Here is a 25301-nt window from a genome sequence, read left to right on the forward strand (position 1 = left end):
TTCTCCTTCAGCCGAGGCTGATCCGGTCGAGGTTCGGCCCGCCGCCGGCGGTGGTGGCGGTGGCCCTGATCGTGTTGGCGCCCGCGTTCAGCTGGACGGTGAGCGTCCGCGTCGCCCAGGTCGTCCAGGCGCCGGTCGGGTCGAAGGCCAGCTCGCCGGCGGTCTGCGTGCCGTTGACCGCGATGTCCATCGGGCGGCCCGCCGTGGTGCCGTTGGCGAAGCGCAGCGTGAGCGTCGCCGGGCCCGCGCTCGCCGCGTTCACGGTGAACTCCACGAAGGAGCCCACCAGGTTGTCGTAGTTGACGAACCCGGTGCCGGTGAAGCCCGCGTGGTTGGACTCCACCACGCCCTGCGAGATCACCGCGTCCTCCGCCTGGTGGTCGGTGGGTGAGGGTCCGCCCGCGGCCTCGACGTCGAGGTAGTCCAGGTTCGGCCCGCCGCCCGCGGTGGTGGCGGTCGCCCTGATCGTGTTGGACCCGGCGTTCAGCGGCACGGTGAGTGTGCGTTGCGTCCAGTTCGTCCACGCGCCGGTCGGGTCGAAGGTTAACTCGTCGGCGGCCTGGGCGCCGTTGACCGTGATGTCCATCGGGCGGCCCGCCGTGGTGCCGTTGGCGAAGCCGAACGTCAGCGTGGCGTTCCCGGCCCGCGCGGCGCTGACCGTCCACTCCACGTAGGGGCCCGCGAGGTTGTCGCCGTTGACGAAACCGGTGCCGGAGTATCCGGCGTGGTTGTTCTCCACCGCGCCCTGCGAGATGCTCGCGTTCTCCGCCTCGTAACGGTTCTCCGGCGGTTCGACGCCGCCGCCGGGGTAGGCGCCGCCGATCCACGCCTCGTCCACGCGCAGCCGGGCGATGCCGTGGCCGCCGGTCTTCTCCAGGCGTACGTGCCGGGCGGTCGTGGGCGGGATGTCGATGAACTGGACGCCGCGGTGGTTGGGCAGGTTGCCGGTCTTGACCGGGCTGCCCCAGTTGCTGCCGTCGTCGCTGACGTAGACGCGGTAGCCGTTGATCCGCGCGGAGTTCGCGGCGGGGTACGTCGTGGAGTCCTCGCGCTGGTTGATCCCGATGTAGCGGACCGGACGCCGCGCACCCAGGTCGAAGCGGAGCGACACCGTGCCCGCCGAGGTGGCGTCCCAGTACGTCAGGTAGTCGCCGTCGCCCGCGTGGGCGGCCGGATGACCGCTCGCCGAGGCGGAGGCCGACAGGGTGACACCGGTGTGGATGCCCTCCCGGCCCGTGGAGACGACCTTGAACACCGTGTCGTACGGGTCCCAGGCCGAGACGCCGGTCAGCGTGAGCGTCCCGTTGGCCTGCGTGAAGTTCACCGGCGCGCCGGTGCGCAGGTTCACCACCGAGCCGATCCTGTACCCGTTGTCGCGCAGCGACAGCGTGCCGCCCGACGGCCGGTTGATCACGTGGATGTAGTGCAGGTCCGGGTTGGTCCTGCTGATGGTGGTCACGCCGTGCGCGCCGTTGTTCCAGAAGCCCGGGTCGAGCCCGCCGTACATGTAGCCGCCGCCCTCGGTGCCGGACAACGACTCCCAGATGTTCGCCAGGTAGGTGTTGGCGAAGTTGTTGAAGCTCTCCTGGGCCGGTGGCATGCGCCCGGCCTTCATCGGTGTCTCGGCCATGAGCGCCTTGACCGACGATCCGGCGTTGGTGATCAGGCGGCCGAGCGTCAGCTTGTGGTCGACGGCCTGGTCGGAGCCGCCGTACCACCACGGGCCGCTGGTCGGCAGCTTGAAGTCGGCCTCGATGAGGCGCGGCGCCGCCGTGTAGACCGCCTGCGGATAGTCGTAGTTCGGCGTCATGCCGGTCTTCTGCTCGTTGCTGATCATGTCCATGATCGGCGTGTCTTCGTTGTTGTTCGACAGCGTCATGTCGGGCCGCTCGCGCCGGATGCGCTCGTAGAGGCCGTTGCGCTCCCAGTAGGCGTTGTCGTTGTCGATCCAGAACCCGGCCAGCTTCGGGTAGCGGGTGAGCTGCTCGACGAACAGGTCGTAGCTGAACTCGCCGAAGCCGTCGCGCGTGTGCAGGTCCACGGTGCGGCCCTTGTAGGCGGAGTATGCCGCGGAGTTCAGCCACGACTGGCCGGAGCCGAGCCCCTCGTTCCACCACTGCGGGTCGTCGGTCATGTAGTGGATGACCTTCACGCCCTGCGCGTCGGCGGCGTCGATGAGCTCCCCGAGCAGGTCTCTGCCGGTACGGCAGGAGCCCGGCACGGCACTCGGGTACGGCCGGGCGTACCCCAGCCGCGAATGGAAGGTCGCCAGCACGATGTACTGCGTGTGCAGCTTCTTGGCCTCCCGGACCCAGTAGCCCGGGTTCCAGCCGCCGCCGGTGACGGCCGACTCCCAAGCACTGCAGCTCGTGTGCTGGGGCGAGGTGCGCATGCCCCAGTGCAGGAACAACCCTCCGACGGAGGAACGCAGGAACGCCTGGCGCGGGTGCTGAAGCTCGGCCCGCGCCGGTACGGCGGTCAGCATGCCGAGGATGAGCGTGAGGACGGCCAGTAAGGCCGCACGTGGGGCTCGGGACATGCGCGCTCCTCTACGGGCCGGTCACGGCGAGATGGTCGAGGTTGGGTCCGCCGTTGGCGGTGGTGGAGGTGGCTCTGACGGTGTTCGCACCGGCGTTGAGCTGCGCGGTCAGCGTCGCGCTTGTCCAGGTGGTCCAGGCGCCGGTGCCGGGGAAGTTCACGGGGACGGGCGCGCCGCCGTTCACCGAGACGGCCATCGGCCGGTTGACGGTGGTGCCGTTGGCGTGCCGGAAGGCCAGCGTCGCGGCGCCCGCCCGGGCGGCGGTGACCGTCCACTCCACGTAGGGCCCGGCGGCGTTGTCGCCGTTGACGAAGCCGGTGCCGGTGAACCCGGCGTGGTTGGACTCCACGACGCCCTGCGCGATCACCGCCTCCTCCGCCTCGTACCGCGAGCCGGTCGGCGGCGGGCCGTCAGACGGGGTGAAGGACGGGTCGCTGGAGATCGCCACCCGGTCCAGGCGGGCGCCGTCCTCGCGGTAGGCGAAGGTGACGGTGTGGGTGCCGGCGTTCAGGTCGTAGGTGACCGGAAGCTGGGCCCAGTGCCAGGAGGCGCCGAGCGGGACGGTGTTCCAGTTGGTCCACGAGCCGCCGTCCGCGCGCACCCAGAACGAGTCGTCGCCGTTGGTGGGGGCGATGACGCGGGCCCACACCTTGAAGGACCCGGGATCGGGTACGGCGAAGCCGAGCGTGGCGTGGCCGGTCGGTGGCGCCGCCGCCTGGCTGTTGTTGCCCGGCGCGACGGTGACGTAGGAGCCGCCGGAGGCGGCCGGGTCCTGCTGGATCCGCATGGGGGCGGTGACGGTGCCCGCCTCGGCCTCGCCGTACAGGCTGACGGGGTTGCCGGGGACGGGGGTGGAGTTCGTCGCGCGCACCCGCAGCGCGCCGCCCGCGGTGTTGGCGCCGGTGACGGAGTAGCCGTTGATGCCGCTGACGCCGACGTCGTAGGCGCTGCCGGAGCCGCGCTGGGCGATGACGTCGAGGCGGATGCCGGAGCCGTCGTCGACGATGAAGGCGGGGCGGTTGTCGTTCTCGTCGAGGCGCATCTCGCCCGTGACCGACAGGCCCTGGACGTGACGGGCCCAGATGCCGAACGCGGGGCGGGTGCCGTAGTCGCGGGGCGGGTAGGTGGTCGGGAACTCGCCGGGCACGCGGCCGGCGTCGGAGGCGGGGTGGCCGCCGGGGACGGTCAGCCTGACGCCGTCGAGCGTGATGCCGGGGCCGATGTCAACGGCGGGTGTGCCGGTGATGGTGCTGGTCAGCTCGGGTCCGCCGGTGGTGCCCGACGGCTCGGGGGCGGTGAGCTCGTGGCCGGTCACGTTGGTCAGGTGAATGTTCCTGATCCGGCCGGCGGGTGGAGAGCCCGGACAGCGCCTGCGCTCCCCGATCTTCATGAAGATCGGGGTGGTGGTCTTGGTCAGCGAGATGTTGGTGTAGCGGACGTCCTCGATGATCGCGCCGTCCATCGAGACCATGCCGATGCCGGCCTTGCCCGCGCCGAGCACGGTGATGTTGTCGAAGCGGATGTCGCGGAAGTCGCCGCAGGTCTCCGAGCCGAACTGCATCGCGTTGTTCTCGTGGGAGTAGATCGTGGTGTCGCGCACGCGGACGTTCTGGCTGGTGTAGGTGTGGCCGAGGGCGAAGTCGCTCTTCAGCGCCACCGCGTCGTCGCTGGCCTCGATCCGGCTGTTCTGCAGGACGACGTTCCAGCTGTTGATCAGGTTGATGCCGTCGCGGACGCCGTTCTCGGCGTAGACGGTCTTCAGGTTGTCGATGAGGATGTCGTGGCAGCCGTTGAGCAGCGCCATGAAGTGGCCGCCGCGGCGGATGGTGATGCCGGTGATGCTGACGTCCGCGCACTCGGTCAGCGCGATGGCCTTGTTGCCCGCGCCGGAAGGCGGCGAGTTGCTGGTGGACAGGTTGCCGTCGCCGTCGATCGAGCCGGCGCCGGCGAAGTGCACGTTGCTGACGCCCCGGCCGACGAACAGGGAGTTGTTGAAGTGGCTGTGGCCGAAGTCCTGGTAGTCGTCGAAGGCGTTGGGCTCGGGGGCGTCCATGCCGCTGCTCGCCGCGCGCACGGTCGCGCCGGAGTCGAGGCGGATGGTCACGTTGCTCTTCAGGTGGATGGTCCGGGCGCGGTAGTTGCCCGGGGGGAAGACGACGATGCCGCCGGGCGCGGCACTGGCGGCGTTGATGGCGCGGTCGATGGCGTCGTCGTCGTTGGTGCTGCCGTTGCCGGTGGCGCCGTGGTCGCGCACGTTGAACTCGGCAGCGGTGGACTTGGCGCTCGCGGGCGCGGCGGTGAGGGGAACGGCCAGGAGGGCGAGGATCAGCGGCCAGGCGGCGCGTCTCATTGCTGCACCTCGATGTAGTCAAGGTTGGGGTTGCCGTTGGCGGTGCCGGCGGTGATCCGGATCGTGTTGGTCCCGGCGTTCAGCGTGATCGGCAAGGCGGTCGTAGCCCACGTGGTCCAGGCTCCGGTGCCGTTGAACGACTGGTTCACCACCACCGTGGAACCGTTGACGGCGATGGCCGCGGCCCGGTTGGCGGTGGTGCCGTTCGCGTAGCGCACCCGCAACGTCGCCGCGCCCGCCGTGCCGTTCACCGTCCACTCGGTGAAACTCCCGGCCACGTTGTCACCGTTGACGAACCCCGCACCCGAGTGACCCGCGTGGTTCGACTCCACCACACCCTGCGAGATCGTCGCGTTCTCCGCCTCGTAGCGGGTGCCGGTGGGCGGGCTGGTGGTGGAGATGTCGCGGCCGTTGTGGAAGACGTTGATCAGCTGAAGGTTGTCGACATAGTTCGCGACATTTCCTGAATTGGTCATGTTGGTGAAGGTGCTGTTGGAGATCGTCACGTTCTGGATGTGCCTGGCGGAGCGGCCGTCGATGTTGAAGGCCGCCCGGCCGCCGGTGATGGTCATCGCGTCGACGGTGAAGTTGCGCACCGTGGGCGGGATGCTGCCGGACGTCTCGTAGTTCATCGTGATGTAGAGGGCGTCGCGTTCGAGGTTGCGGCCGGTGAAGCGGCGCAGGTGGACGTCCTCGACGAAGCCGCCCCGGTTGAAGCTGGTCTTCACGTACAGCGCGTACTTGACCGGGTAGCGGCCGGGGAAGTCGGCGGCGTTGCACTGGCAGTCCTCGGCGAAGACCTTGCGCACCCCGCCCGACATCTCGCTGCCGACGGTGATGCCGCCCCAGCGGCCGGAGAACTTGCAGTTGCGCACCACGATGTTCTGCGAGGGCCGGTTGACCCGGCGGCCGTCGCGGTCGCGGCCCGACTTGACCGGGATGCAGTCGTCGTTGGTGTTGAACCGGCAGTCGTGGATGTGGACGTCGGTGCAGGAGTCGGGGTTGCAGCCGTCACCCTGGGAGTTGGTGCTGTAGAAGGTGACGTTCCTGACGGTGACGTTCGTGCAGTAGACCGGGTGCAGCGTCCACATCGCCGGGTTGCGCAGGTTGAGGTTCTCCACCAGGACGTTCGTGCAGTTGTAGAGGCCGATCATGTTCGGGCGCAGCTTCGTGCCGGAACCGAACACCCGCTGCTCCACCGGATGGTCGCCGGCGCCCCAGTCCCGCAGCCGGTCGCGGTCGGCGCCGCCGCCGCCCCACGAGGACCACTGTCCCGCCGGGGCGTTGCCGTCGATGGTGCCGGTGCCGGTGAGCGCGATGTTGGTCTTGCCGTTGGCGTAGATGAAGGGCGAGTAGTTGTGGCACTCGATGCCCTCCCACCGCGTGAAGACCGGCGGCAGGTAGGAGCCCGGGTCGGTACGGAAGCGAATCGTGCCCTGGACGTGCAGGTTCACGTTCGACAGCAGGTGGATCTTGCCGGTGCGGAACGTGCCCGCCGGAACCAGCACCCGGCCGCCGCCCGCGGCGTCGCAGGCGGCGATGGCCTCGCGGAAGGCCGCGGTGCAGTCGGTGCTGTTGTCGCCGACGGCCCCGTAGTCGGTGATGGGGAAGGTCCGGTCGGGGAAGACGGGCGGGACGATCCTGGCCAGGATCACGGGCACCTCGTCCCAGGGCGAGGCCGCGGCCGTGCCCTCCACGGCCGCGGCCCCGCCCCTCACTCCGGCGCCCGGCTCACGCGCGCGCGCCGCCGCCGCACGCTCGTTGAGGGCTGCCGGGAGCGTACCCCCGAGTGCCAGGGCCCCGGCGCCGAGCGCCGCGGTGCGCAGGGCCTCGCGCCGGGACAGCGCGGCGGCGCGCAGGGCTCCGCCGGGTAACTCACTGCTCATTGGGTCACCTCGATGTAGTCCAGGTTGGGGTTGCCGTTGGCGGTGCCGGCGGTGATCCGGATCGTGTTGGTCCCGGCGTTCAGCGTGATCGGCAAGGCGGTCGTAGCCCACGTGGTCCAGGCTCCGGTGCCGTTGAACGACTGGTTCGCCACCACCGTGGAACCGTTGACGGCGATGGCCGCGGCCCGGTTGGCGGTGGTGCCGTTCGCGTAACGCACCCGCAACGTCGCCGCGCCCGCGCTGCCGTTCACCGTCCACTCGGTGAAACTCCCGGCCACGTTGTCACCGTTGACGAACCCCGTACCCGAGTGACCCGCGTGGTTCGACTCCACCACACCCTGCGAGATCGTCGCGTTCTCCGCCTCGTAGCGGGTGGTGTCGCCGCCGCCGCCCGGCACGGCCTTGTACGACTTCAGGTTCGTCAGCAGCAGATGGCAGTTCTGCAGCGAGCCCGAGGTGTCGCCCAGTGAGCGGTAGATGCCCCACTTGGGCCGCACCCGGTCACCGAGGAAGGTGTCCACGCCGGTCCTGGTGGCGTCGACGACGGCCGTGCCGCCGCTGCTCAGCACCCAGCGCACCGCGCCTGACGACCCGTCACCGATCCTGATCTCGTAGTCGATGTCGATCCACTTGTCGTGCAGGGGCGTGAGGTCGGTCCGGCCGACCAGGATGTTCGGCTCGAAGACCTTGTGCTCGATGGTCTGCCTGCCGTCCACCCGGCGCAGCGAGGTGACGGTGATGGGCGCGGTGCCGCTGCCCGGCATCTTGGTCTGGAAGATGTGGGTGAAGGACGTGGTGGCCTTGAGCGTGGCCGGGATGAACATCGAGTACGTGACCCGCCACAGCTCCCCCGCCTTCCACTGCAGGGAGCCGGCCGGGGTGCGGTTGCCCGTGACCTCGTGGCGCTGGCGGTCGGTGCTGGTGTCGCGGTCGACCGTGTGCATGGTGAAGCGGAAGTTGTCGCCTTCGGGAAAGATGTGCGGCGCGGCCGAGGGGTGGGAGTCGGCCCGGTCGTCCTCGATCGACTCCCAGGCGCGCATGCCGTCGCCGCGCGCGGTGGGCGACCACATCTGCCGCCAGGTCTGGCCGGGCGGAAGGAGGGTCGGCGCGGCGAAGGCGGGGCGGGCGGTCAGGAGCGGCGCGGTGGCGGCGGCGCCGAAGAGGATTCCGAGCTGGCGGCGTGACAGTTCCATGATTGCCTATCCGATAGTGATCTTGTCGAGATTGGGGCCGCCGTTGGCGGTGGCCGAGGTGAGCCGGACCTTCGTGCCGAGCCGGGCCGCAAGCGAGACCGTGCGCCAGGTGGTCCACGCCCCGGTGGGCGGGAAGTCCGGCGACCCGGCGGCGGCGCCGTCCACGGTGACGGTCATCGGCCTGCCGCTCGTGGTGCCGTTGGCGAAGCCGATCGTGAGCGTGCTCGCGCCCGCGGCGGCCGCGGCCCCGCGTGCAGGAGCACCTCGCGGTCCTTGGCCGGCACGATCTGCACGGTGCCGCCGCCCAGGCGTGCCGGATGTGTCCGCCCGGGGGTGGCGGGGGTCATGCGGTCACCTCCAGGTGGTCGAGGTTGGGGCCGCCGTTCGCGGTGGTGGCGGTGGCCCGGACCGTGTTGGCGCCCGCGTTGAGCTGGGCCGAGACCGTGGCGGTCTGCCAGGTGGTCCAGGCGCCGGTGCCGTTGAAGGCCTTGCCCGCGGCGATCACCGTGCCGTTGACCGCCACGTCCATGGGGCGGTTGGCGGCGGTGCCGTTGGCGAAGCGGAAGCTCAGCGTGGCCGTCCCGGCGCCGGCGGCGGTGATCGCGAACTCGACGTAGGAGCCGGCCACGTTGTCGTAGTTGACGAAGCCGGTGCCGGAGTGACCGGCGTGGTTGGACTCCACCACACCCCTGAAGATGGTGGCGTTCTCGGCCTCGTAGCGGGTGCCCGCGGGCGGCGTGCCGTACAGGGTGCCGTTGATTCTGACGTTGTTCAGTCGCACGTTGTCGGCGTTGCCGATCTGCGGCGCGGGCGTGTCGACGGCGGTGAAGGTGGAGTTGGAGATAGAGACGTTCTTGATGCGGCTGGCCGGGGAGCCGGAGAGTTTGATGGCGAACGGGGAGTCGTTGATGTCGAGGTGCTCGACGGTGATGTTCTGGATGACCGGGTTTGCGATGGGGCCGTGGCCGGGGCCGGTCAGGCTGTAGTTCATGTCGATGTAGAAGCCGCCCCGGTCGCACGGGCCGCCGGTCAGGCCGCGTACGTGCACGCCGTCGACCACGCCGCCGCGGCGGTTGTTGGTCTTGAGGTAGAGCGCGTAGAACGACTTGTAGCCGGAGCCGGGGAAGATCTGGTTGTTCTCGGCGAAGATGTTGCGCACGCCGCCGGACATCTCGCTGCCGACGGTGATCGCGCCCCACCGGCCGTAGTACTTGTTGCCGCGGATGATGATGTTCTCCGACGGCACCCCGACGCGGCGGCCGTCGGTGTCGCGGCCCGACTTGATCACGGTGCCGTCGTCGCCGGTGTCGAAGGAGCAGTTCTCGATGAGCACGTCGGCGCAGCTCTCCGGGTCGACGCCGTCGACCATGGCGCCCCGGCTGTAGATCTTGACGCGCCGGACGGTGACGTTGCGGGACAGGACCGGGTGCACCGCCCACATCGCCGGGTTCCTGATGTCGAGGTCCTCGATGAGGATGTTGGCGCAGCCGTACAGCTGGATCATGTTGGGCTTGAGGTAGTGGCCGTCGCCGAACTGGCGGCGGTCGATCGGGACGCCGTCCACGGCCATCGCCTGCAGGCGCTGCCAGTCGGGGTCGCGCCGGCCGTCGAAGCCGAACCACGGGCCCGCGGCGGCGTTGCCGTCGATCGTGCCGGTGCCGGTCAGCGCGATGTTGGTCTGGTCGCGGGCGTAGATGAAGGGCGAGTAGTTGTAGCACTCGATGCCCTGCCAGCGCGTGAACACGGCAGGCAGGAACGACGCGGCGTCGGAGCGGAAGCGGATCGTGCCGCCGGACTCCACGTGCAGGCGCACGTTGGACAGCAGGTGGATCTTGCCGGTGCGGAAGCGTCCCGTGCCGGGGACGAGCACCGTGCCGCCGCCGGCGGCGTTGCAGGCGGCGATGGCCTCGCGGAAGGCGGGGGTGCAGTCGGTGGTGTTGTCCGGCCGGGCGCCGTAGTCGGTGATGGGGAAGGTCCGGTCGGGGAACGCGGGCGGCACGATTCTGGCCAGGATCGCGGGGACCTGGTCCCAGGGTGAGGCGAGGGCCGTACCTGACGCGGCCACCGCCGCGCGGGGCAGCAGGACCGCGCCGCCGCCCGCGATGCCCGCGGCCTTCAGAAGGTCACGTCGAGAGGGTGTCATCGAGGCTCCGCTCGGGGGTGACTCGCCCGGCGGCCGCGGGTACGGCAGCCGGGCGAGGGCTGGGCGGTGGGGTCACTGGATGTTGGAGCGGCGGATCACGTCCGGGTTGCCGTTGCCGTTGTTGTCGGAGTTGCTGGAGCCGAACCAGATGGCGCTGGCTCCCGGCACCTTCTCCACCGCGCGCAGGCGGCCGTAGGTGCCGTTGAAGTAGCTGTTGACCGTGCCGACGTTCTCGCCGTTCAGGACGATGCGCCACAGGCGCTGGCCGCGCAGGGCGCCCATGAAGACCGTGTTGCCGACGATGGCGATGCCGGACGGCGAAGCCTCGCCGACGCCCCAGGTCCGCTTGGGGTTGGTCATCCCGGAGACGGAGCAGGTGCCCTCACACTGCGGCCAGCCGTAGTTCTTGCCCGGCTGGATCAGGTTGAGCTCGTCGCGCGAGGCGTTGCCCAGCTCGGAGGACCACAGGCGGCCGGCGGAGTCCCAGGCGATGCCCTGCGGGTTGCGGTGGCCGTAGCTGTAGACGCGGCTGTTGAACGGGTTGCCGGGGGCCGCGGCGCCGGTCTTGGTGATGCGCAGGATCTTGCCGTTGAGCGAGCCGAGGTTCTGCGCGTGGCTGGTCTGCTGGGCGTCGCCGGTGGTGGCGTACAGGTAGCCGTCGGGGCCGAACTTGAGCCGGCCGCCGTTGTGGTAGCGGTTCTTGGCGATGCCCTGCAGCAGCGAGGTGTAGCCGGACAGGGCGGTGCCGTTGAAGTTCATCTTGGCGACGCGATTGCCCTCGGAGGAGGTGTGGAAGAAGAAGACTTCCTGGTCGGAGGTGCCGTTCCAGGTCTTCGACATCGCCACGCCCATCAGGCCGCCCTCGCCGCCGGTGGTCTGGCTGTTGGGTACGGTGCCCACCTGCGTCTTGGTGCCGGACGGGGTCAGCTTGAACACCCGGAAGGTGTCGCGCTCGGTCACCAGGGCGAACGAGCCGTCGGGCGCCCAGGAGATGTCCCACGGGATGTCCCAGCTCCCGGCGACCGTGGCCGGGGTCTGCGGCACGGTCCCGCAACTGCCCGTGGTGAAGGAGTCCGACGCCGCGCTCGGCGTGGACAGCTGGTTGGCGGTGTCACGCGCGACCACGTGCAGCTGGTACGTCTTGTTGCATTCCAGCGCCACCTGCGCGGTGCCGGCCGGCGGCGTGCCGGTCACGGTGTGCAGCACGGTGTTGCCCGCGTCGCGGATCAGGTACGCGCGCACGCCGTTGTCGTCGGACGAGGCGGTCCAGGTGAGCGTGGCCTGGGTCGGCTGGACGCCGCTGACGGCCGGCTTGCCCGGCTGCGTCGGCGGGTCGTCCGGCGGCGCCGGCTGCGTCCGGCAGGTGACCTCCGGGCTGCTGTCGGAGACGTTGCCGGAGCCGTCACGGGCGAAGACGGAGATCGTGTAGGTGAAGTCCGCCTGCAGGCCCGTCAGCGTGTGCGGGGGCGCCGCCGCGGTGCCGATCTGGGTGCCCAGCTGGAAGATGTCGTAGCCGGCCACGCCGATGTTGTCGGTCGAGGGCGCCCAGTCCAGCCGGAGGCTGTTGTGGGTGATCTGGGTACAGGACGGCTGGCCGGGCGCGGTCGGCTTCTCGGTGTCGCCGGGTCCGGTGACGTCCAGCTTGTCGAGGTTGGGGCCGCCGCTGGCGGTGCTCGACGTGGCCCTGATCGTGTTGGCGCCGGCGGTGAGCGCGGCGTTGAGGCTGACGGTCTGCCAGGTGGGCCAGGCTCCCGTGGAGGGGAAGTTCAGGCTCACGGGGGCGCCGCCGTTGATCGAGATGTCCATGGGCCTGGCGTCGGCGGTGCCGTTGGCGAAGCGGAAGGACAGGCCCTGGGTGCCGGCGGTGGCCGAGCTCACGGTCCACTGGACGTAGCTGCCGGCGAGGTTGTCGAGGTTGACGAAGCCGGAGCCGGTGTAGCCGGGGTGGTTGGACTCCACCGCGCCCTGGGAGATCGTCGCGCTCTCGGCCTGGTACTCGGTGGTCGGCGCGGACATCTCGACGTCGAGGAAGTCCCAGTTGGGGTTGCCGCCGGTCGCGGAGGCGGTGGCCCGGATCTTGTTGGGCCCGGCCTGGAGCGTCGCGGTCAGCGTGGCGGTGGCCCACGTGGACCAGGCGCCGGTGGGGGCGAACGCGCGGTCGTCGGCGACGAGGGTGCCGTTGACGCTGATGTCGCTGGGCCGGTTGGCGGTGGTGCCGTTGGCGTAGCGCAGGGCGAGGGTGGCGGTTCCGGCGGCGGGAGCGTTGACGGTCCACTCCACGTACGGCCCGGCGACGTTCTCCCCGTTGACGAATCCGGTGCCGGAGAAGCCCGCGTGGTTGGACTCGACGGCACCCTGGACGATCGTGGCGTTCTCGGCTTCGTAGCGGGTCGGCGCGGCCTGGGCGGCCGTGGGGGGCAAGGCGGTCAGCATCCCGGCGGCGAGCAGGAGGGCACAGGCTCCCCGGGACCTACGTAACTTCATGGTGCTCCTTGAGACTGGCGGCGAAAGATTGGAGCTTTTCATCGTGTTCCCACAAAGAGTCACATCCGTCAACAGATTTCAGATCTTGGAACGCTCCATTCTTTAAGAAGGTTTCCTAACTTCGACGAGTTAAAGATCCGATGTTCTGAGGGAACCCTGGACGCAGCAACCGTTTGGTGATAGCTCTGGGGCAGATCTCTTCCGGCGAAAGATTGGATCTGTCTCCCGGGCTGTTCCAGCCTCCAGCTAGCCCGGGAGACCTCACTCTGCCGTCAGGGGCAGGTGATACATGGGATGTCTCATAGTGAGGAGTCTTCGCCGTGATCCTGAAGATCGCCACGGCGCTCATGCTGGCCACCCCGTCGCTCCACGCTCAGCCCGCCGGCGCGGCAGCGCTCCTCGAAGCCGAGAACGCCACGATCTCCCAGGGAGCCGTCGAGTCCAACCATCCCGGCTACACCGGGACCGGTTTCGTCAACTACGACAACCTGCCCGGCTCCTACGTCGAATGGGCCGTCGAGTCCTCCGAGGCCCGCACCGTCACCCTGACCCTGCGCTACGCCAACGGCACCGCGGCCAACCGGCAGATGAACGTGGCCGGCACCGTCGTCGACTTCCCCGGCACCGGCGCGTGGACCACCTGGCGCACCGCCCGCCTCACCGTCTCCCTGGCCGCCGGAACCACCCCGATCAGAGCCACGGCCACCACCGCGAACGGCGGGCCCAACGTCGACTCGCTGTCGGTGGACGAGCCGGGCGGCGTCGACTGGTCCACCGCGGTGGTCGAGTCGACCATGGCCCGCCACTCCCCCGGCGCGCTCGGCGGCTGGGGCTACACCCGCGGCCTGTACCTCTGGGGCCAGTACCTGGTCTGGCAGCGCACCGGTGACCCCCGCCACCTGCGGTACATCAAGGACTGGGCCGACCGCTTCGTCGACTCCTCCGGCAACATCTCCCACAGCTTCGGCAACCTCGACAGCATGCAGCCGGGCAACATCCTGCTCGCGCTGTACAAGGAGACCGGCCAGAGCCGCTACCGGACCGCGGCCGCCAAGATCCGCAACCGGCTGAACACCTACCCGCGCACCTCCGACGGCGGCTGGTGGCACTCCACCTCGGATTCGCGCCAGGGCCAGCTCTGGGCCGACGGCGTGTTCATGGTCAACCCGTTCCTGGCCCGCTACGGCGCGTGGGTCGCCGAGGACGCCTTCACCCGCACCGAGCCGGCCAAGCAGATGGAGATCTACCACGGCCGCCTCAACCGCACCTCGGGCAGCGCCGCGGGCCTGCTCTACCACGCCTACGACCAGCCCGGCGGGCTCACCGCCTCCTGGGTCAAGCCCTCGCTCGGCAACACCAACGGCATCTCCTGGTGCCGGGCCATCGGCTGGTTCGGCATGGCCGCGATCGACATCCTCGAGATCATCCCCGCCGGCCACCCGCGCCGCGCCGCCCTGATCACCATGCTGCGCGACCTCGTCCCCGCCTACGCCACCTGGCAGGACCCGGCGACCGGGCGGTGGTTCCAGGTCGTGACCGAACCCGGCGACTCCGGCAACTGGACCGAGACCTCGTGCTCGGCCATGTACACCTACACGATCTCCCGCTCGGTCGAGCGGGGCTACGTCGATCCCTCCTACCAGGTGTACGCCGAGCGCGGCTACCAGGGCGTCCTGGCCAAGGTGTCGATGGGCTCCGACGGGCGTACCACCATCGTGGACATCAGCGAGGGCACCAACGTGGACGACGTCGTCGGCTACTACTTCAACCGGGCGCGGCCGGTCAACGACTTCCACGGACTGGGCGCGTTCCTGATCATGAACGAGCAGATGATACGCACGCGCTGACCGGTGTGGCCCGCCCGGAAGGCCGGGCGGGCCACGACGGCGTCAGCGGAAGGCGCCGAAGGCCACGGCGGTCGTCGAGGCGATCGCGGTGGTCAGCACCACGAGCAGGAGCACCGTGCCCAGCGGGTTTCTGCGCGGGGGCGGCGGCTCGGGGACGCGCACGCGGGCACGCCGCGCGCTGGGTGTCGGCTTGGGCGACGGGGCCGGCGTGGCCGTCTCACGCTCGACGACCCTCGGCTGGACGACCGGCTGGGTCGCGGGTGAGCGCGTGGGTGCCGGCGTGGGCGTGGGCCGCACAGGCGTCGGCGTCGGCTTCCTGGTCGGTTCCGGCGTCGGTTCCGGCGTCGGTTCCGGCGGCGGCTCAGGTGTGGGCGTCGGCTCGGGCGGCGGCTCGGGAGTCGGGGGCGGGGGCGGAGGTGGTGGCGGGGGCTCCTGGGCGCACCCCAGCCGCACGCTCACCGGCCCCAGCTCCAGGCAAACAGAGATGTCCACCGGCCCCGCCACGACCTCGGAGTCCGGCTCCGGATCCTGCCCATGCCGGGCCGTGGCGTGCTCGGGCGGAGGCGAGAAGGCGGCCGCGCCCGGCGCGACCGCGCACAGGACGAGGGTCATCGCCGCCACCAGCAGCGGCGTGCGCGGCAAGGCCACGGTCACACGCCCCCGGATATGCGGGCGAACTCCTGCAGCGCCGCGCGGAACGCGTCGGGCCCGACCGCGAGCGGCCCGTCGAAGACGCGCATGATGTCCCAGGTGAGGTAGATGCCGAAGCCGAGCATTCCGGCCAGCGCCATCAGCGGCAGCACCGACCAGCCGCGCGGCCGGGCACCGGCCAGCAGCGGGAACAGCACCACGATGACGCCGGACAGCGCCGTCAGCAGGAGCAGGCCGTTCGGCGGCGTGGTCCTCGCGTCGATGACGCGCTGGGCGCGCGCGGCGGCGAGGTCCTGGACGTGCGCGAGGACCTGGTCCTGCGCGTCCGCCACCTCGTCGGACTTGGTCGCGAGCCCCGTCACCTGCGTGCGCAGCGCGTCGACCCGCTCGGCGCCGACGGGGTCGACCGCGCCCTGGGTCATGAGCGGCCACTCGCTGTCGACGACGAAGCCCACGTAGTCGCGCAGCCCGGAACGGACCGCGTCGCGCGTGGCGGGGGGCAGGCCGTCGGCCGCCCAGTAGGCCTCCACGGCCGCCTGGCTCTCCGTCTGGGTGTTCTGGCGGGCGGAGTCGGCCTTGGTCCAGGGGACGATGATCGCGATCGCGAACGCGAGCAGGAACAGCGCCGACAGCATGGCGCCCGCGTGCGCGACCGACGGGCCGCCGGGGTCGTTGTCGTCGCTCCCCTTGCCGATCTTCCTGAACACGAGGGCGGCGAGCGCCACCACGCCCACCGCCGCCCCCACCGCGAGCGCGTAAGCCACCATCGTTTAATCCTCCGAGAATCGCCGTGATTACCGTGCGTCACGTAGCTATCACGGACGGCAGCCGCGTGTCCGACGATCTCGGTGAACTGGCCGGACCCGGCCAGGACGGAACAGGACTTTTCGGCCAGGGCCAAAACGGGATGCCGCGCCGCCGCATCCTGTGCCAGGCTCGGGTGTGCACTCCAGCGAACTCGAAGCCCGGCTGCGGGCCGGCGATCGTTTCCACGATCTCCGGCTGGACCCCGGCGCCTGGGCGATCGTGCGGGTGGACGGCCGGAACTTCTCGCGCTACACCGAACGCCGCTACGGCAAGCCGTTCGACGAGAGGTTCTCGGCGCTGATGGCGGGCACGGCCCGCGCGCTGCTGGAGGAGCTCGGCGGACGCTACGCCTACGCCGAGAGCGACGAGGTCTCGGTGGTGCTGGCGCCCGACTTCGCGATGTTCGGCCGCGGGCTGCAGAAGCTGGTGTCGATCTCGGCCGCGGTGGCCGCCTCGGCGTTCACCCACGGGGCAGGCGAGCCTGCGCAGTTCGACAGCCGGGTGTGGCTGGGCACAGACGTGGAGGACGTGATCGACTACCTGTCCTGGCGGCAGGCGGACGCGGCCCGCTGCGCGCTCAACGGCTGGGCCTACTGGACGCTGCGCGGCACCGGCCGGAGCCGGCACGAGGCCGCGCTGGCGCTGGAACGTACCAGCGTCGCGGCCAAGAACGAGCTGCTGTCACGCCACGGCGTCGACTTCAACGCCCTGCCCGCCTGGCAGCGCCGCGGCGTCGGCCTGTGGTGGGAGAACCACGAGCGCCCCGGCCACGACCCGATCCGCGGCGTGGACGTGACCACCCGGCGCCGGCGCGTACGCGTCGAGCGCGAGCTGCCCATGAAGGGCGACTACCGGCGGCTGCTCGCGCGGCTGCTGCACGAAAGGACGTGACCTTGCGGAACCCTCCCGCCGACATCCGTGCCGACGACCTGCTGCGCGCGCTGCGCGAGCACTGGGACCTGCCGTTCGGGCGCCTGACCCACGCCCCGGTCGGCTTCGGCGACCACCACTGGACCGCCGACGGCCGCTGGTTCGTCACCGCCGCGCGCCCGGCCCGCTCCTTCGCCGCCCTGGCCGCCGCGATGCGCACCGCCGCGGACCTGGACCTCGACTTCGTGGTCCGCCCGCTGCCCGCCCGCGACGCGGCGCCGATCGCGCCCTTCCCGCCGCACTACGCGCTGACGGTCTACCCCCTCGTCGAGGGTACGGCGGGCGAGTTCGGCCAGGAGCAGACCGGCTCCGACCGCACGGCGATGGCCACCCTCCTGGCCGCCCTCCACGGCAGCACCGCCACCGGCGTCCCGGTCTTCGACCCGTCGCTGACCGCCCGCGCCGCCCTGGAGCGGGCCCTGGACGAGCTCGACCGGCCGTGGACCGGCGGCCCGTACGCGGAACCGGCCCGCCGCCTGCTGTCCGCCCACGGCGCGGCGAAGCTGCGCGAGGTCCTGGCCGCCTTCGACGCCCGGGCGGCCGCGCACGGCACCGGCACGGTGATCACGCACGGCGAGCCGCACCCGGGCAACGTCCTGCGCGCGGGGTCCAGGCGGCTGCTGATCGACTGGGACACGGTGGCGCTGGCCCCGCCCGAGCGGGATCTGTGGCTGGCGCTGGGCGAGTGCCGCCGGGCGTGGGAGGCGTACACGGCGGCGACGGGCCACGAGGTCTCGCGGCCGGCCATGGACTTCTTCCGGCTGCGCTGGCAACTGGACGACATCTCCCTCTACGTCCGGGATTTCCGCTCCCCGCACGAGGACGACCCCGACACGAGGACGGCCTGGGAGGGCTTGCGGGAGTACGTGGCGGCCGTGGCCCGCTGACCGGTCACAGGGGCGCGGAGAGCCCGGCCTTCACCGCGCGCGTGAACGCGTCGGCCAGGACCTCTTCGCGCCCCTGCTCGACCGCGTCGAGCGCCTGCGCGGCCACCTCGGCCGGGCTGATCTTGGGCTGGGTGACGCGGGCGGCCATGTCGGTGTCGATGAACGCCGCGTGCACCCCCACCACCAGGGTCTTCTGCTCGCGCAGCTCCTGGCGTATCCCGTTGGTCAGCGACCACGCCGCCGCCTTGGAGACGGAGTAGGAGGCGGCCTGGGGCAGTACCATCCAGGACAGCACCGACAGCACGTTGACCAGCGCGCCGCCGCCGTTGCCGGCCAGCACCGGGGCGAAGGCCCTGGACATCTCCAGCGTGCCGAAGAAGTTGGTCTCCATCTCCGCCCGCGCGGCCCGCGCGTCGGGCTCCGTGACGAGCCCGCGGGTGCGGGAGATCCCCGCGTTGTTGATCAGGAGGGTGATGTCGCCGAGCTCCGCGGCCGCGGCGGCGACCCGGGCGGGGTCGGTGATGTCGAGCCTGACCGGCACGACGCCCGGTTGCGTGACGGTGCCCGGGTCGCGGGCGCCCGCGTAGACGGTCCGCGCGCCCCTGTCCAGCAGGGCCCGCGTGAACGCCCGGCCCAGCCCTCTGTTGCCTCCGGTCACGAGCGCGACCGCGCCCTGGATCGGCAGTCCGGCCATGGCGGCCCTCCTAGTGAGTTTGAATTTCCAACTCACTCTACACCGGGCCGCCGGTCACCTCAGGACGGGCACCTGGTCTCCGCTCTCGTTGACGGCCGACAGGGCGGGAGTGGCGCTCGTGGCCTTGGCCGCGTACCGGCCGGCGCTCTCGCGGCCGTCGAGCGTGATCCGGACGACGCGGCGGCTGCCCGCGCTCACGAAGTACCGCCTGCCGGAGGGCGCCGTCCACGTCGCCCCCGCGACCACGTCCCGGCTCAGGCGGCTGCAGTCCCAGGTGCCGGTCCTGGCCGCGGTCGCCGTGCCCACGACGCGCCCGCCGCGCCGCGTGAGCAGGACCGCCCGTACCGAGTTGCCGCCGGTGGCGTCCGACAGCCGCAGGCACATCCACCGCCCGCCGACCCCCTCGGGCAGCCTCCCGGCCCAGAACTCCCACGCCGTCGCCGCCTGGATCTCCCCCGAGGGCCGGTCGAGCACGCAGCTCAGCGCCCGCCACGCGCCGAACCCCTCCTCCAGCGCGTCCAGCTCCCAGGGCCCGTACCGGTTCACGTCGGCCGGTGGCGGCGGCTGGTACGTGGCACTGGCCGACGACAACCTCCCGAAGTCCAGCATGGTGTACGGCATGCCGTGCGCGATCTCCGGCGCCCGGAACCGCAACACCGGCCCCCGCCAGCACCCCTGCCCGGAGGCGGCCGATCCCGTGGCATCGGAGGTGATCGGGGCGGTGACCCCGTCCTTCAGCGCGATCTTGTGCCAGCGTGGCCCTCCGCCCGACAGGGCAGCCGCCGACACCTCGGTCACCCACGGGGGCACCAGGTAGCGGTTGCCCCGCGGGGTGGCGAGCAGCTTCAGCGGGCTCGTGCCATCGGGCTTGGTCCGGGGCGCGGGCAGCACCTCCAGCCCATCCGGTCCACCGCCGACGCCCTGCCCGCCCATGGGACCCTGCCCGCTCATGGGATCCTGCGCGCTCATGTGACCCTGCCCGCCCATGGGACCCCGCGCGCTCATGTGACCCTGCCCGGCCGTGGCGGACTGCGCGCCCGTGGCACTCCGGCCGGTGGTGGTGAAGCGGGCGATCCGGTCGTGGCGGCGGAGCAGGACGATCCGGGCTCCGTCCAGCTCGCCCGCGTAGATCAACTGGACGGGGCCGGAGCCCCAGGCCCGCTGTGCCCGCCGTACCAGCTCGACGTCGCCGGTGAGTGAGCCGCGCGGTGGCCAGGAGGCGAGCGTGAGGTCGGTGCCCGCGCGCCAGGCGCCGGCCCCCGCGCGCTCGACCGGCAGCGGAGCGGCGCTGACCGGCCCGCCGGAGCCCAGGTCGGGCGCGGCCACGGCCACCGCGCCGAGCAGGAGCAGGGCGGCGAAGGCCATCCGGGTGCGGCGCAACGGGCGGCCGTAGACGCGGGCGACGGTCGGGTCCAGGGCGAGGGTGCCGTGCGCCCGCTCCACCGCCCGTGCCTCGGCCAGGGCGCCACCGGGGTCGGCGACTCCGGCGCCCGCGAGGATCTCCACCACCTCGGCGGGCAGGCGGCCCTCCAGCAGGAGCATCGCGTAGGCGGCGCGGCCCGCGCCGCTGAGGCCGTTGAGCTCGCGCAGGAGCGCGACGTCGGACCCGGACACCACGACGGGCACCATCTCGACCGGCCCGAGCCGCCCCGACCACGGCATGAGCCGCAGCCGCAGCACCCTGCGCAGGAACACGCGGCGCAGCCCGGCCTCGTCCAGCCTGCCGTGGCGGGCGACGACGGCGGCGGCCAGCCGGTGCGCCCAGGCCAGGCGCCGGTCCTCGCCGCCGGTCGCGGGCAGGGCGAGGTAGCCGAGCAGGACCAGGTCCCGGTAGGGCTTGGCGAGGATCCGGTTCCCCCGTATGGACCGTCGCATTTCAGCCTCACCGTCCGTGTCCGCATGCCTGCATATCGTGACTAGGAAGGTACGGCAGGCATTGCGGCCGTGAGGGCGTTATCAGGAAATCTCCGCCGGCGGCCTCAACGCTGAAACTTCAATCCCCACCTCGGCGCCCATGCCCCCGACCTGCCAGAACATCAGCCATGTTCAGCGTTGAAGGTGGATTTATCAGGGAATTGGGCCGGCCGCCGCGCAGGGTGGTTGTTGCCCCACCGCGGACGGGTGGACGGTACACGGCGAGAGACCGCCTCCGGAGCGAGAAGGAGAGCCTTCGATGAGGCACCGCCGCTTATCCACCGTTTTCGCAGTAATCGTCCTTTCCGCCGCGTCCATGGGCGCGGCGGCCCCCTCCGCCCAGCCCGACCTCGACTCCACCGTCGTCCAGCTCATGACCGCCCGCAGCCAGGCCGAGGGCTCCAAGCTCGCGGCCGCCGGCGCCGGCACCGAAGTCAACGTGCAGCGCCGCAGCGCACGGGGCGACTGGGTGTTCGGCTCCTCGGTGATCAAGGCGCCCAACATCGAGGGCGCTTACCCCGAGGGCTGGCTGTTCGTCGCCCAGCGCACCGCCGCCGGATGGAAGGCCGGCCTCGACGGCACGCCCGAGTTCGCCGCCCTGGCCCGGCAGGCGCCCGCCTCCGTGGTCAGCGACGGCGAGAAGCGTACCTTCGCCGCCAACACCAAGGCCCAGGCCCAGGCCCAGGCCGCCCCCACCGGCCTGTCCCTGCCCTACCAGCAGGGCGCCTCCTGGAAGATCATCGGCGGGCCACACGGCTGGTCGGGCCAGCCCCGGCCGTGGAGCTCGATCGACCTCGACAGCCGGGCCAGCGACCGCAGCGTGCTCGCCGCCCAGTCCGGCCGCGCCTACTGGGTCTGCTCCAACGGCGGGCACATCCGCATCATCCACGACAACGGCTGGACCACCGAGTACTACCACCTGCTCAACGAGATCCGCCCCAACGGCACCCAGCTCAAGATGGGCGACTACCTCGGCCTGACCAGCACGCGCATCCCCTGCGGCGGCTCGGCGGGCAGCAACCACGTGCACTTCGCGCTGAAGAGCGGCTCCTCGTGGGTCCCGCTGCAGGACAAGACGATCGGCGGCTGGACCTACTTCGAGGGCTCCGGCGCGTACGGCGGCGGCGCCCGCAGAGGCACCACCACCCGCTACGTCGGCGACTGGATCCAGAACTACGGCCCGGAGACGCCCGGCGGGCGCACGTTCGAGAACGCGGCCAACGTCGACGTCGCCGACCTGGGCCAGGGCGAGTCCCCGATCACGGTCACCGGCGTGCCGGGCAACGCGCCCGCCACGCTGAGCGTCTACGCCGACGTCCACCACGGCTGGCGCGGTGACCTGCAGCTCGACCTCGTCGGCCCGACCGGCGTGGTCTACCGGCTGCGCGATCCGGCGCCGGACGACGACGGCACGATCATCCACGAGACGTACACGAAGAACGCCGCCGACTCGCCCGCGAACGGCACCTGGCGGCTACGGGTCAAGGACGTCGACTCCAACCACTCGGGCTATATCGACGCCTGGAGCCTGACTTTCTGACACTTGCGCTGTAAATTCGGGCTGATCACTCCTGAAACCGGGGAGTTGTCCCGATGGAGCAGCATTTCGACCGCCTTCTCCGTGACGCGATCACCGCGCGCGGACTCAGCCTGGAGCGCCTGCACGCCCGCCTGTCCCAGCGTGGCATCAAGGTCAGCCTGGCCAGCCTCAGCAACTGGCAGCGCGGGAAGTGCCGCCCGGAGCGATCGCAGTCGCTCCGGGCCCTCCACGCGCTGGAGGAGATCCTCGCCCTGCCGGGCGACACTCTCATCGCCAGCCTGGGTCCGCCCAGGCCGAGGGGACGCTGGGTGAGCCATGTGCCGGGCGCGGTGCCGTACCGCGATCTGTGCCCTGAAGCGGGGAGCCTGCAGCGGCTCCTCGGCGAGATCAAGAACGTCACCGACGGACAGCTCGCGCTGCTGTCCTACCACGACCACATCACCACGGGGACGGACCGCGACGAGCGCTCGGTGCGCACCCGGGCGGTCTTCCAGGCCCGCTCGGACGGCGTGGACCGGCACGTGGCCATCCACTACAACGAGCGCTCGCACCTGCCCGAGGACTTCTCGGCGTCCTTCTGCAGGCTGGGACGGGTCAAGAAGGACGAGCCCGCCGGGCTGACCGCGCTGGAGCTGCTGTTCGACCGGCCCTTGGCGGCCGGGGAGACCTATGTGGTGGAGTACGAGTTCCGCTACAGGAAACGCGGGCCGCAGGCGCTGTTCTACAACCGCTGGTTCCGCTTCCCCGCGCACGCGTACCTGCTGACCGTGCAGTTCGCGCCGGGGACGACGCCGGTGCGCTGCTTCCGCACGCACCAGCCGACGACCGCGACCCCGCCCGCCGACGTGGGCGAGTTACGGCTGAGCGGCTGGGACTCGGTGCACATCGCCGACGTCGAGGTACGGCCAGGCGTGCACGGCGTCCGGTGGGAGTGGGCCTAGCGTTCCTCGCGGGCCATGGCGGCGCGGTAGGCGCCGACCAGCGACGCGAGGATGATCAGGTCGAAGATGATCTGCGTGGCGACCAGCCCGCGGGCCAGTTGCCCGACCGCGTGCACGTCGCCGAAGCCGACGGTGGCGATGGTGGAGACGGTGAAGTACAGGGCGTCCGTGCGCGTGCGCAGGCCCGCGAACTGGGCCGGGTCGATCGTGGCCACCATGAGGTAGCCGAGGGCGAAGAAGATCGTCACCACGTACATCAGCAGCAGGAGCGTGCGCAGCCTGGCCTGCTTGTCGCGGTGGGCGACCGCGATCGTGTGCCGGCCGAACACCCAGACCAGCACCAGCACGCCGAGCATGAACAGCCCGGCCGCGCCCCCGAGCCGCGCCACGTTGGAGCCGTCGCCCAGCGGGACCAGGTAGTAGAGGGCGACCAGCCCGGCCATGACGGCCAGGTGCTGCAGGGCGGTCAGCAACGGGCGATGAACGGCCATGACTCACTGTGACCGCACGATGGCTCCGGCTTCGGGCGGGACACGCCGGGGTAGTGGGAAAACGTGAAGGTGCTCCTGCTCACGATGGGCAGCCGGGGAGACGTGCAGCCGTACGTCGCGCTGGCGCGCGGGCTGCTGGCCGCCGGGCACGAGCCGGTCGTGGCGGGGCCGCGGCGTTTCGGGTCGCTGGCGGCGCCGTTCGGGGTCGCCTTCGCGCCGCTGCCCGACGAGATGCTCGACCTTCAGGACCAGGTCAAGGGTCAGGGGGCGGGCGCGGCCATCACGGCGGCGCGCTCGGTGAAGCCGATGGTGCGCCGGGTGCTCGACGCGGAGGCAGCGCTGATCGAGCCGGGCCTCGACGTGATCGTCTACCACCCGAAGGCGCTCGGCGGGCCCTACCTGGCGGAGAAGGCCGGGATCCCGTCGCTGGCGGGGCTGCTGCTGCCGCTGTACGTGCCGACCGCCGCCTTCGCCTCCCCCATCCTCCCGGTACGGCTGCCGCCCGCCGTCAACCGGGCCACCTGGCGGGTCGCGGCGGCGGTCGAGGCGCCCTACCGCTCGGTGGTGCGCACGTGGCGGTCGGAGGTCCTGGGCCTGTGCGAGGGTTTCCGCCCGGCGGCCGAGCTGATCGCGGCGGGGCCGGTGCTGCACGCGTGGAGCCCGCGCCTGCTGCCCGCGCCCGCCGACTGGCCTCCGCGGGCGGATCCGATCGGCTTCTGGACCCTGCCCGCCGCCGGTGACTGGACCCCGCCCGAGCGGCTGGCCGCGTTCCTGGAGGAGGGGCCGCCACCGGTCTACGCGGGGTTCGGCAGCATGGCCGGGCGTGATCCGCGCGCTCTCGCGGCGACCGTCGTGGAGGCGGCGCGGCTGACCGGGCGGCGGGCGATCCTGGCGACGGGCTGGGGCGGCCTGCGCCCCGGGGAAGAGGACGAGGGCGGCGAGGACGTGCTGGTGATCGAGGAGGCGCCGCACGACTGGCTGCTGCCGCGCGTGGCCCTGGCCCTGCACCACGGCGGCATCGGTACCGTCGCCGCGGCCCTGCGCGCCGGGGTTCCGCAGGTCGTCCGCCCTTTCCTCGGCGATCAGCCGTTCTGGGCCGACCGCCTGCACCGGCTGGGTGTCGCGCCCCCGCCGCTGCGCGGGAGGCCGCGCGCGCCGGAGGTGGCCGCCGCGTTCGCCTCAGCCCTGGAGCTGTCCGGTACGGCGGGCGCCGTCGCCGCCGAGGTGGCCGCGGAGGACGGCGTGGCCGAGGCGGTCTCCCGCATCGAGGCCCTCGCGGCCGGCTAGGTTCACTCCTTCCTGAGGGCGGCGCGGCCCTCGGCGGCGCCGACGAAGCGCATCTTGCCCAGCGGCACCTCGGCCGGGCTCGGGTCGGGCGCCTGGCGGCGCTGCGGGCGCGGCCCGTCGCTGGGCAGCACGTACGGCCGCTTGAGCACCTCGTCCAGGATGAACACGGTCTCCGTGGCCTTGACGGCGGGGATGCCGGCCAGGCGGTCGGTGACCAGGGTGTGCACCTCGGCCACGTCGGACACCCGCACCTGGATCATGGCGTCGTGCTGCCCGGTGGTGATAGCGCAGTACTCCACCTCCGGCATGCGGGCCAGCTCCGCGCGGAACTGCTTCCACATCTGCTGGCGCACGGTCACGAAGATGAGCGCGGTGATGCCGAGCCCGGCCCTCACGTGGTCGATCTCGGCGGTGAAGCGCTTGATGGCGCCGTCGGCGCGCAGGGCCTCGAAGCGGGTGTAGGCGTTCGCCCGCGAGATGCCCACCCGCTCGGCCAGCGCGGCGACCGAGATGCGGCCGTTCTCGCGCAGGACCTGCAGGATCTTCAAATGGACGGCGTCCAGCTCAAGGCCGATGCCGATCCGTCCAGAGCGCAACCCACTCTCTCCACCATTTCTGGAAATTTCCGCCACCTGTACCACACTCCTCGACAAACCGTCTCACCGACGTGACACGGGCTGGACGTTCTGCCGGACAATCCACGACAACTTTCACAGA

18 protein-coding genes and 1 pseudogene are annotated in these 25301 nt (G+C 71.4%); 6 read left to right on the forward strand and 13 right to left on the reverse strand.

The window, feature by feature from the left end; genetic code table 11:
- Positions 1-7: 7 nt before the first annotated feature.
- The 7 genes and pseudogenes from ACIBKY_RS09785 to ACIBKY_RS09815 all read right to left on the reverse strand — a co-directional run bounded on the left by ACIBKY_RS09785 (position 8) and on the right by ACIBKY_RS09815 (position 12595).
- The gene (locus tag ACIBKY_RS09785; protein WP_397095925.1) at positions 8-2539 is read right to left on the reverse strand and encodes a carbohydrate-binding protein; all 2532 of its coding nucleotides are present in this window, start codon (positions 2537-2539) and stop codon (positions 8-10) included.
- A gap of 10 nt (positions 2540-2549) precedes the next feature.
- Complete coding sequence (locus ACIBKY_RS09790) at positions 2550-4889, reverse strand: glycosyl hydrolase family 28 protein (RefSeq protein WP_397095927.1); 2340 nt, start codon at positions 4887-4889, stop codon at positions 2550-2552.
- Positions 4886-6775 (reverse strand): glycosyl hydrolase family 28 protein, encoded by a 1890-nt coding sequence (locus tag ACIBKY_RS09795; RefSeq protein WP_397095929.1) that lies wholly within the window; start codon positions 6773-6775, stop codon positions 4886-4888. Before ACIBKY_RS09795 ends, ACIBKY_RS09790 begins: the two co-directional genes overlap by 4 nt.
- Positions 6772-7968 carry a carbohydrate-binding protein gene (locus ACIBKY_RS09800; RefSeq protein WP_397095931.1) on the reverse strand — a complete coding sequence of 399 codons (1197 nt, stop codon included), beginning with the start codon at positions 7966-7968 and terminating at the stop codon, positions 6772-6774. The genes ACIBKY_RS09795 and ACIBKY_RS09800 overlap by 4 nt, the downstream gene beginning before the upstream one ends.
- Positions 7969-7974: 6 nt before the next feature.
- Positions 7975-8202, reverse strand: a pseudogene (locus ACIBKY_RS09805) (glucose dehydrogenase); the annotation flags it as partial.
- A gap of 109 nt (positions 8203-8311) precedes the next feature.
- Positions 8312-10111, reverse strand: coding sequence for a glycosyl hydrolase family 28 protein (locus ACIBKY_RS09810; RefSeq protein ID WP_397095932.1), 1800 nt, complete (start codon positions 10109-10111; stop codon positions 8312-8314).
- Positions 10112-10183: 72 nt separating this feature from the next.
- Positions 10184-12595, reverse strand: a complete 2412-nt coding sequence (locus tag ACIBKY_RS09815; protein WP_397095933.1) for a PQQ-dependent sugar dehydrogenase — start codon at positions 12593-12595, stop codon at positions 10184-10186.
- A gap of 320 nt (positions 12596-12915) precedes the next feature.
- Between ACIBKY_RS09815 and ACIBKY_RS09820 the strand changes: the two genes are divergently transcribed.
- On the forward strand, positions 12916-14442 hold the full coding sequence (locus ACIBKY_RS09820) for a glycoside hydrolase family 88 protein (protein ID WP_397095934.1): 1527 nt from the start codon (positions 12916-12918) through the stop codon (positions 14440-14442).
- 42 nt (positions 14443-14484) lie between these two features.
- Here ACIBKY_RS09820 and ACIBKY_RS09825 read toward each other — a convergent pair whose 3' ends face one another.
- Positions 14485-15096 (reverse strand): hypothetical protein, encoded by a 612-nt coding sequence (locus ACIBKY_RS09825; RefSeq protein WP_397095936.1) that lies wholly within the window; start codon positions 15094-15096, stop codon positions 14485-14487.
- The gene (locus ACIBKY_RS09830) at positions 15093-15860 is read right to left on the reverse strand and encodes a hypothetical protein (protein WP_397095938.1); all 768 of its coding nucleotides are present in this window, start codon (positions 15858-15860) and stop codon (positions 15093-15095) included. The genes ACIBKY_RS09825 and ACIBKY_RS09830 overlap by 4 nt, the downstream gene beginning before the upstream one ends.
- 175 nt (positions 15861-16035) lie before the next feature.
- Between ACIBKY_RS09830 and ACIBKY_RS09835 the strand changes: the two genes are divergently transcribed.
- Together ACIBKY_RS09835 and ACIBKY_RS09840 are read left to right on the forward strand one after the other, a co-directional pair.
- Positions 16036-16791, forward strand: coding sequence for a tRNA(His) guanylyltransferase Thg1 family protein (locus ACIBKY_RS09835; protein WP_397095940.1), 756 nt, complete (start codon positions 16036-16038; stop codon positions 16789-16791).
- A gap of 2 nt (positions 16792-16793) precedes the next feature.
- Positions 16794-17717, forward strand: coding sequence for a phosphotransferase family protein (locus tag ACIBKY_RS09840; RefSeq protein WP_397095941.1), 924 nt, complete (start codon positions 16794-16796; stop codon positions 17715-17717).
- A 4-nt stretch (positions 17718-17721) separates the two neighbouring features.
- Here ACIBKY_RS09840 and ACIBKY_RS09845 read toward each other — a convergent pair whose 3' ends face one another.
- On the reverse strand, positions 17722-18411 hold the full coding sequence (locus ACIBKY_RS09845; RefSeq protein WP_397095943.1) for an SDR family oxidoreductase: 690 nt from the start codon (positions 18409-18411) through the stop codon (positions 17722-17724).
- 54 nt (positions 18412-18465) lie between these two features.
- Positions 18466-20286, reverse strand: coding sequence for a hypothetical protein (locus tag ACIBKY_RS09850; protein WP_397095945.1), 1821 nt, complete (start codon positions 20284-20286; stop codon positions 18466-18468).
- A 298-nt stretch (positions 20287-20584) separates the two neighbouring features.
- On the opposite strand from ACIBKY_RS09850, the gene ACIBKY_RS09855 reads away from it, so the two are divergent.
- Together ACIBKY_RS09855 and ACIBKY_RS09860 are read left to right on the forward strand one after the other, a co-directional pair.
- Positions 20585-21865, forward strand: a complete 1281-nt coding sequence (locus tag ACIBKY_RS09855) for a proprotein convertase P-domain-containing protein (RefSeq protein ID WP_397095947.1) — start codon at positions 20585-20587, stop codon at positions 21863-21865.
- A 53-nt stretch (positions 21866-21918) separates the two neighbouring features.
- Positions 21919-22806, forward strand: coding sequence for a multiprotein-bridging factor 1 family protein (locus tag ACIBKY_RS09860; RefSeq protein ID WP_379616901.1), 888 nt, complete (start codon positions 21919-21921; stop codon positions 22804-22806).
- Here the strand turns inward: ACIBKY_RS09860 and ACIBKY_RS09865 are convergent.
- Positions 22803-23297: an ion channel gene (locus ACIBKY_RS09865; protein WP_397095949.1), complete on the reverse strand. Its 495-nt coding sequence runs from the start codon at positions 23295-23297 to the stop codon at positions 22803-22805. The two genes, ACIBKY_RS09860 and ACIBKY_RS09865, sit on opposite strands and share 4 nt — an antisense overlap.
- Before the next feature lie 63 nt (positions 23298-23360).
- On the opposite strand from ACIBKY_RS09865, the gene ACIBKY_RS09870 reads away from it, so the two are divergent.
- Positions 23361-24584, forward strand: coding sequence for a glycosyltransferase (locus tag ACIBKY_RS09870; protein WP_397095951.1), 1224 nt, complete (start codon positions 23361-23363; stop codon positions 24582-24584).
- Positions 24585-24586: 2 nt separating this feature from the next.
- Here ACIBKY_RS09870 and ACIBKY_RS09875 read toward each other — a convergent pair whose 3' ends face one another.
- On the reverse strand, positions 24587-25180 hold the full coding sequence (locus tag ACIBKY_RS09875) for an Lrp/AsnC family transcriptional regulator (RefSeq protein ID WP_246509277.1): 594 nt from the start codon (positions 25178-25180) through the stop codon (positions 24587-24589).
- Positions 25181-25301: the final 121 nt, after the last annotated feature.

Origin of the sequence: Nonomuraea sp. NPDC050394 (genome assembly GCF_044459065.1) — a bacterium.
In the GTDB taxonomy this organism is placed as follows: Bacteria; Actinomycetota; Actinomycetes; order Streptosporangiales; family Streptosporangiaceae; genus Nonomuraea.

Bases quoted from the DNA above. Each gene is read 5' to 3' on its own strand.
- ACIBKY_RS09800 (WP_397095931.1), bottom strand. From the start codon at position 7,968: ATGGAACTGTCACGCCGCCAGCTCGGAATCCTCTTCGGCGCCGCCGCC.
- ACIBKY_RS09795 (WP_397095929.1), bottom strand. From the start codon at position 6,775: ATGAGCAGTGAGTTACCCGGCGGAGCCCTGCGCGCCGCCGCGCTGTCC.
- ACIBKY_RS09865 (WP_397095949.1), bottom strand. From the start codon at position 23,297: ATGGCCGTTCATCGCCCGTTGCTGACCGCCCTGCAGCACCTGGCCGTC.
- ACIBKY_RS09850 (WP_397095945.1), bottom strand. From the start codon at position 20,286: ATGCGACGGTCCATACGGGGGAACCGGATCCTCGCCAAGCCCTACCGG.
- ACIBKY_RS09815 (WP_397095933.1), bottom strand. From the start codon at position 12,595: ATGAAGTTACGTAGGTCCCGGGGAGCCTGTGCCCTCCTGCTCGCCGCC.
- ACIBKY_RS09830 (WP_397095938.1), bottom strand. From the start codon at position 15,860: ATGGTGGCTTACGCGCTCGCGGTGGGGGCGGCGGTGGGCGTGGTGGCG.
- ACIBKY_RS09860 (WP_379616901.1), top strand. From the start codon at position 21,919: ATGGAGCAGCATTTCGACCGCCTTCTCCGTGACGCGATCACCGCGCGC.
- ACIBKY_RS09790 (WP_397095927.1), bottom strand. From the start codon at position 4,889: ATGAGACGCGCCGCCTGGCCGCTGATCCTCGCCCTCCTGGCCGTTCCC.
- ACIBKY_RS09810 (WP_397095932.1), bottom strand. From the start codon at position 10,111: ATGACACCCTCTCGACGTGACCTTCTGAAGGCCGCGGGCATCGCGGGC.
- ACIBKY_RS09845 (WP_397095943.1), bottom strand. From the start codon at position 18,411: ATGGCCGGACTGCCGATCCAGGGCGCGGTCGCGCTCGTGACCGGAGGC.
- ACIBKY_RS09855 (WP_397095947.1), top strand. From the start codon at position 20,585: ATGAGGCACCGCCGCTTATCCACCGTTTTCGCAGTAATCGTCCTTTCC.
- ACIBKY_RS09785 (WP_397095925.1), bottom strand. From the start codon at position 2,539: ATGTCCCGAGCCCCACGTGCGGCCTTACTGGCCGTCCTCACGCTCATC.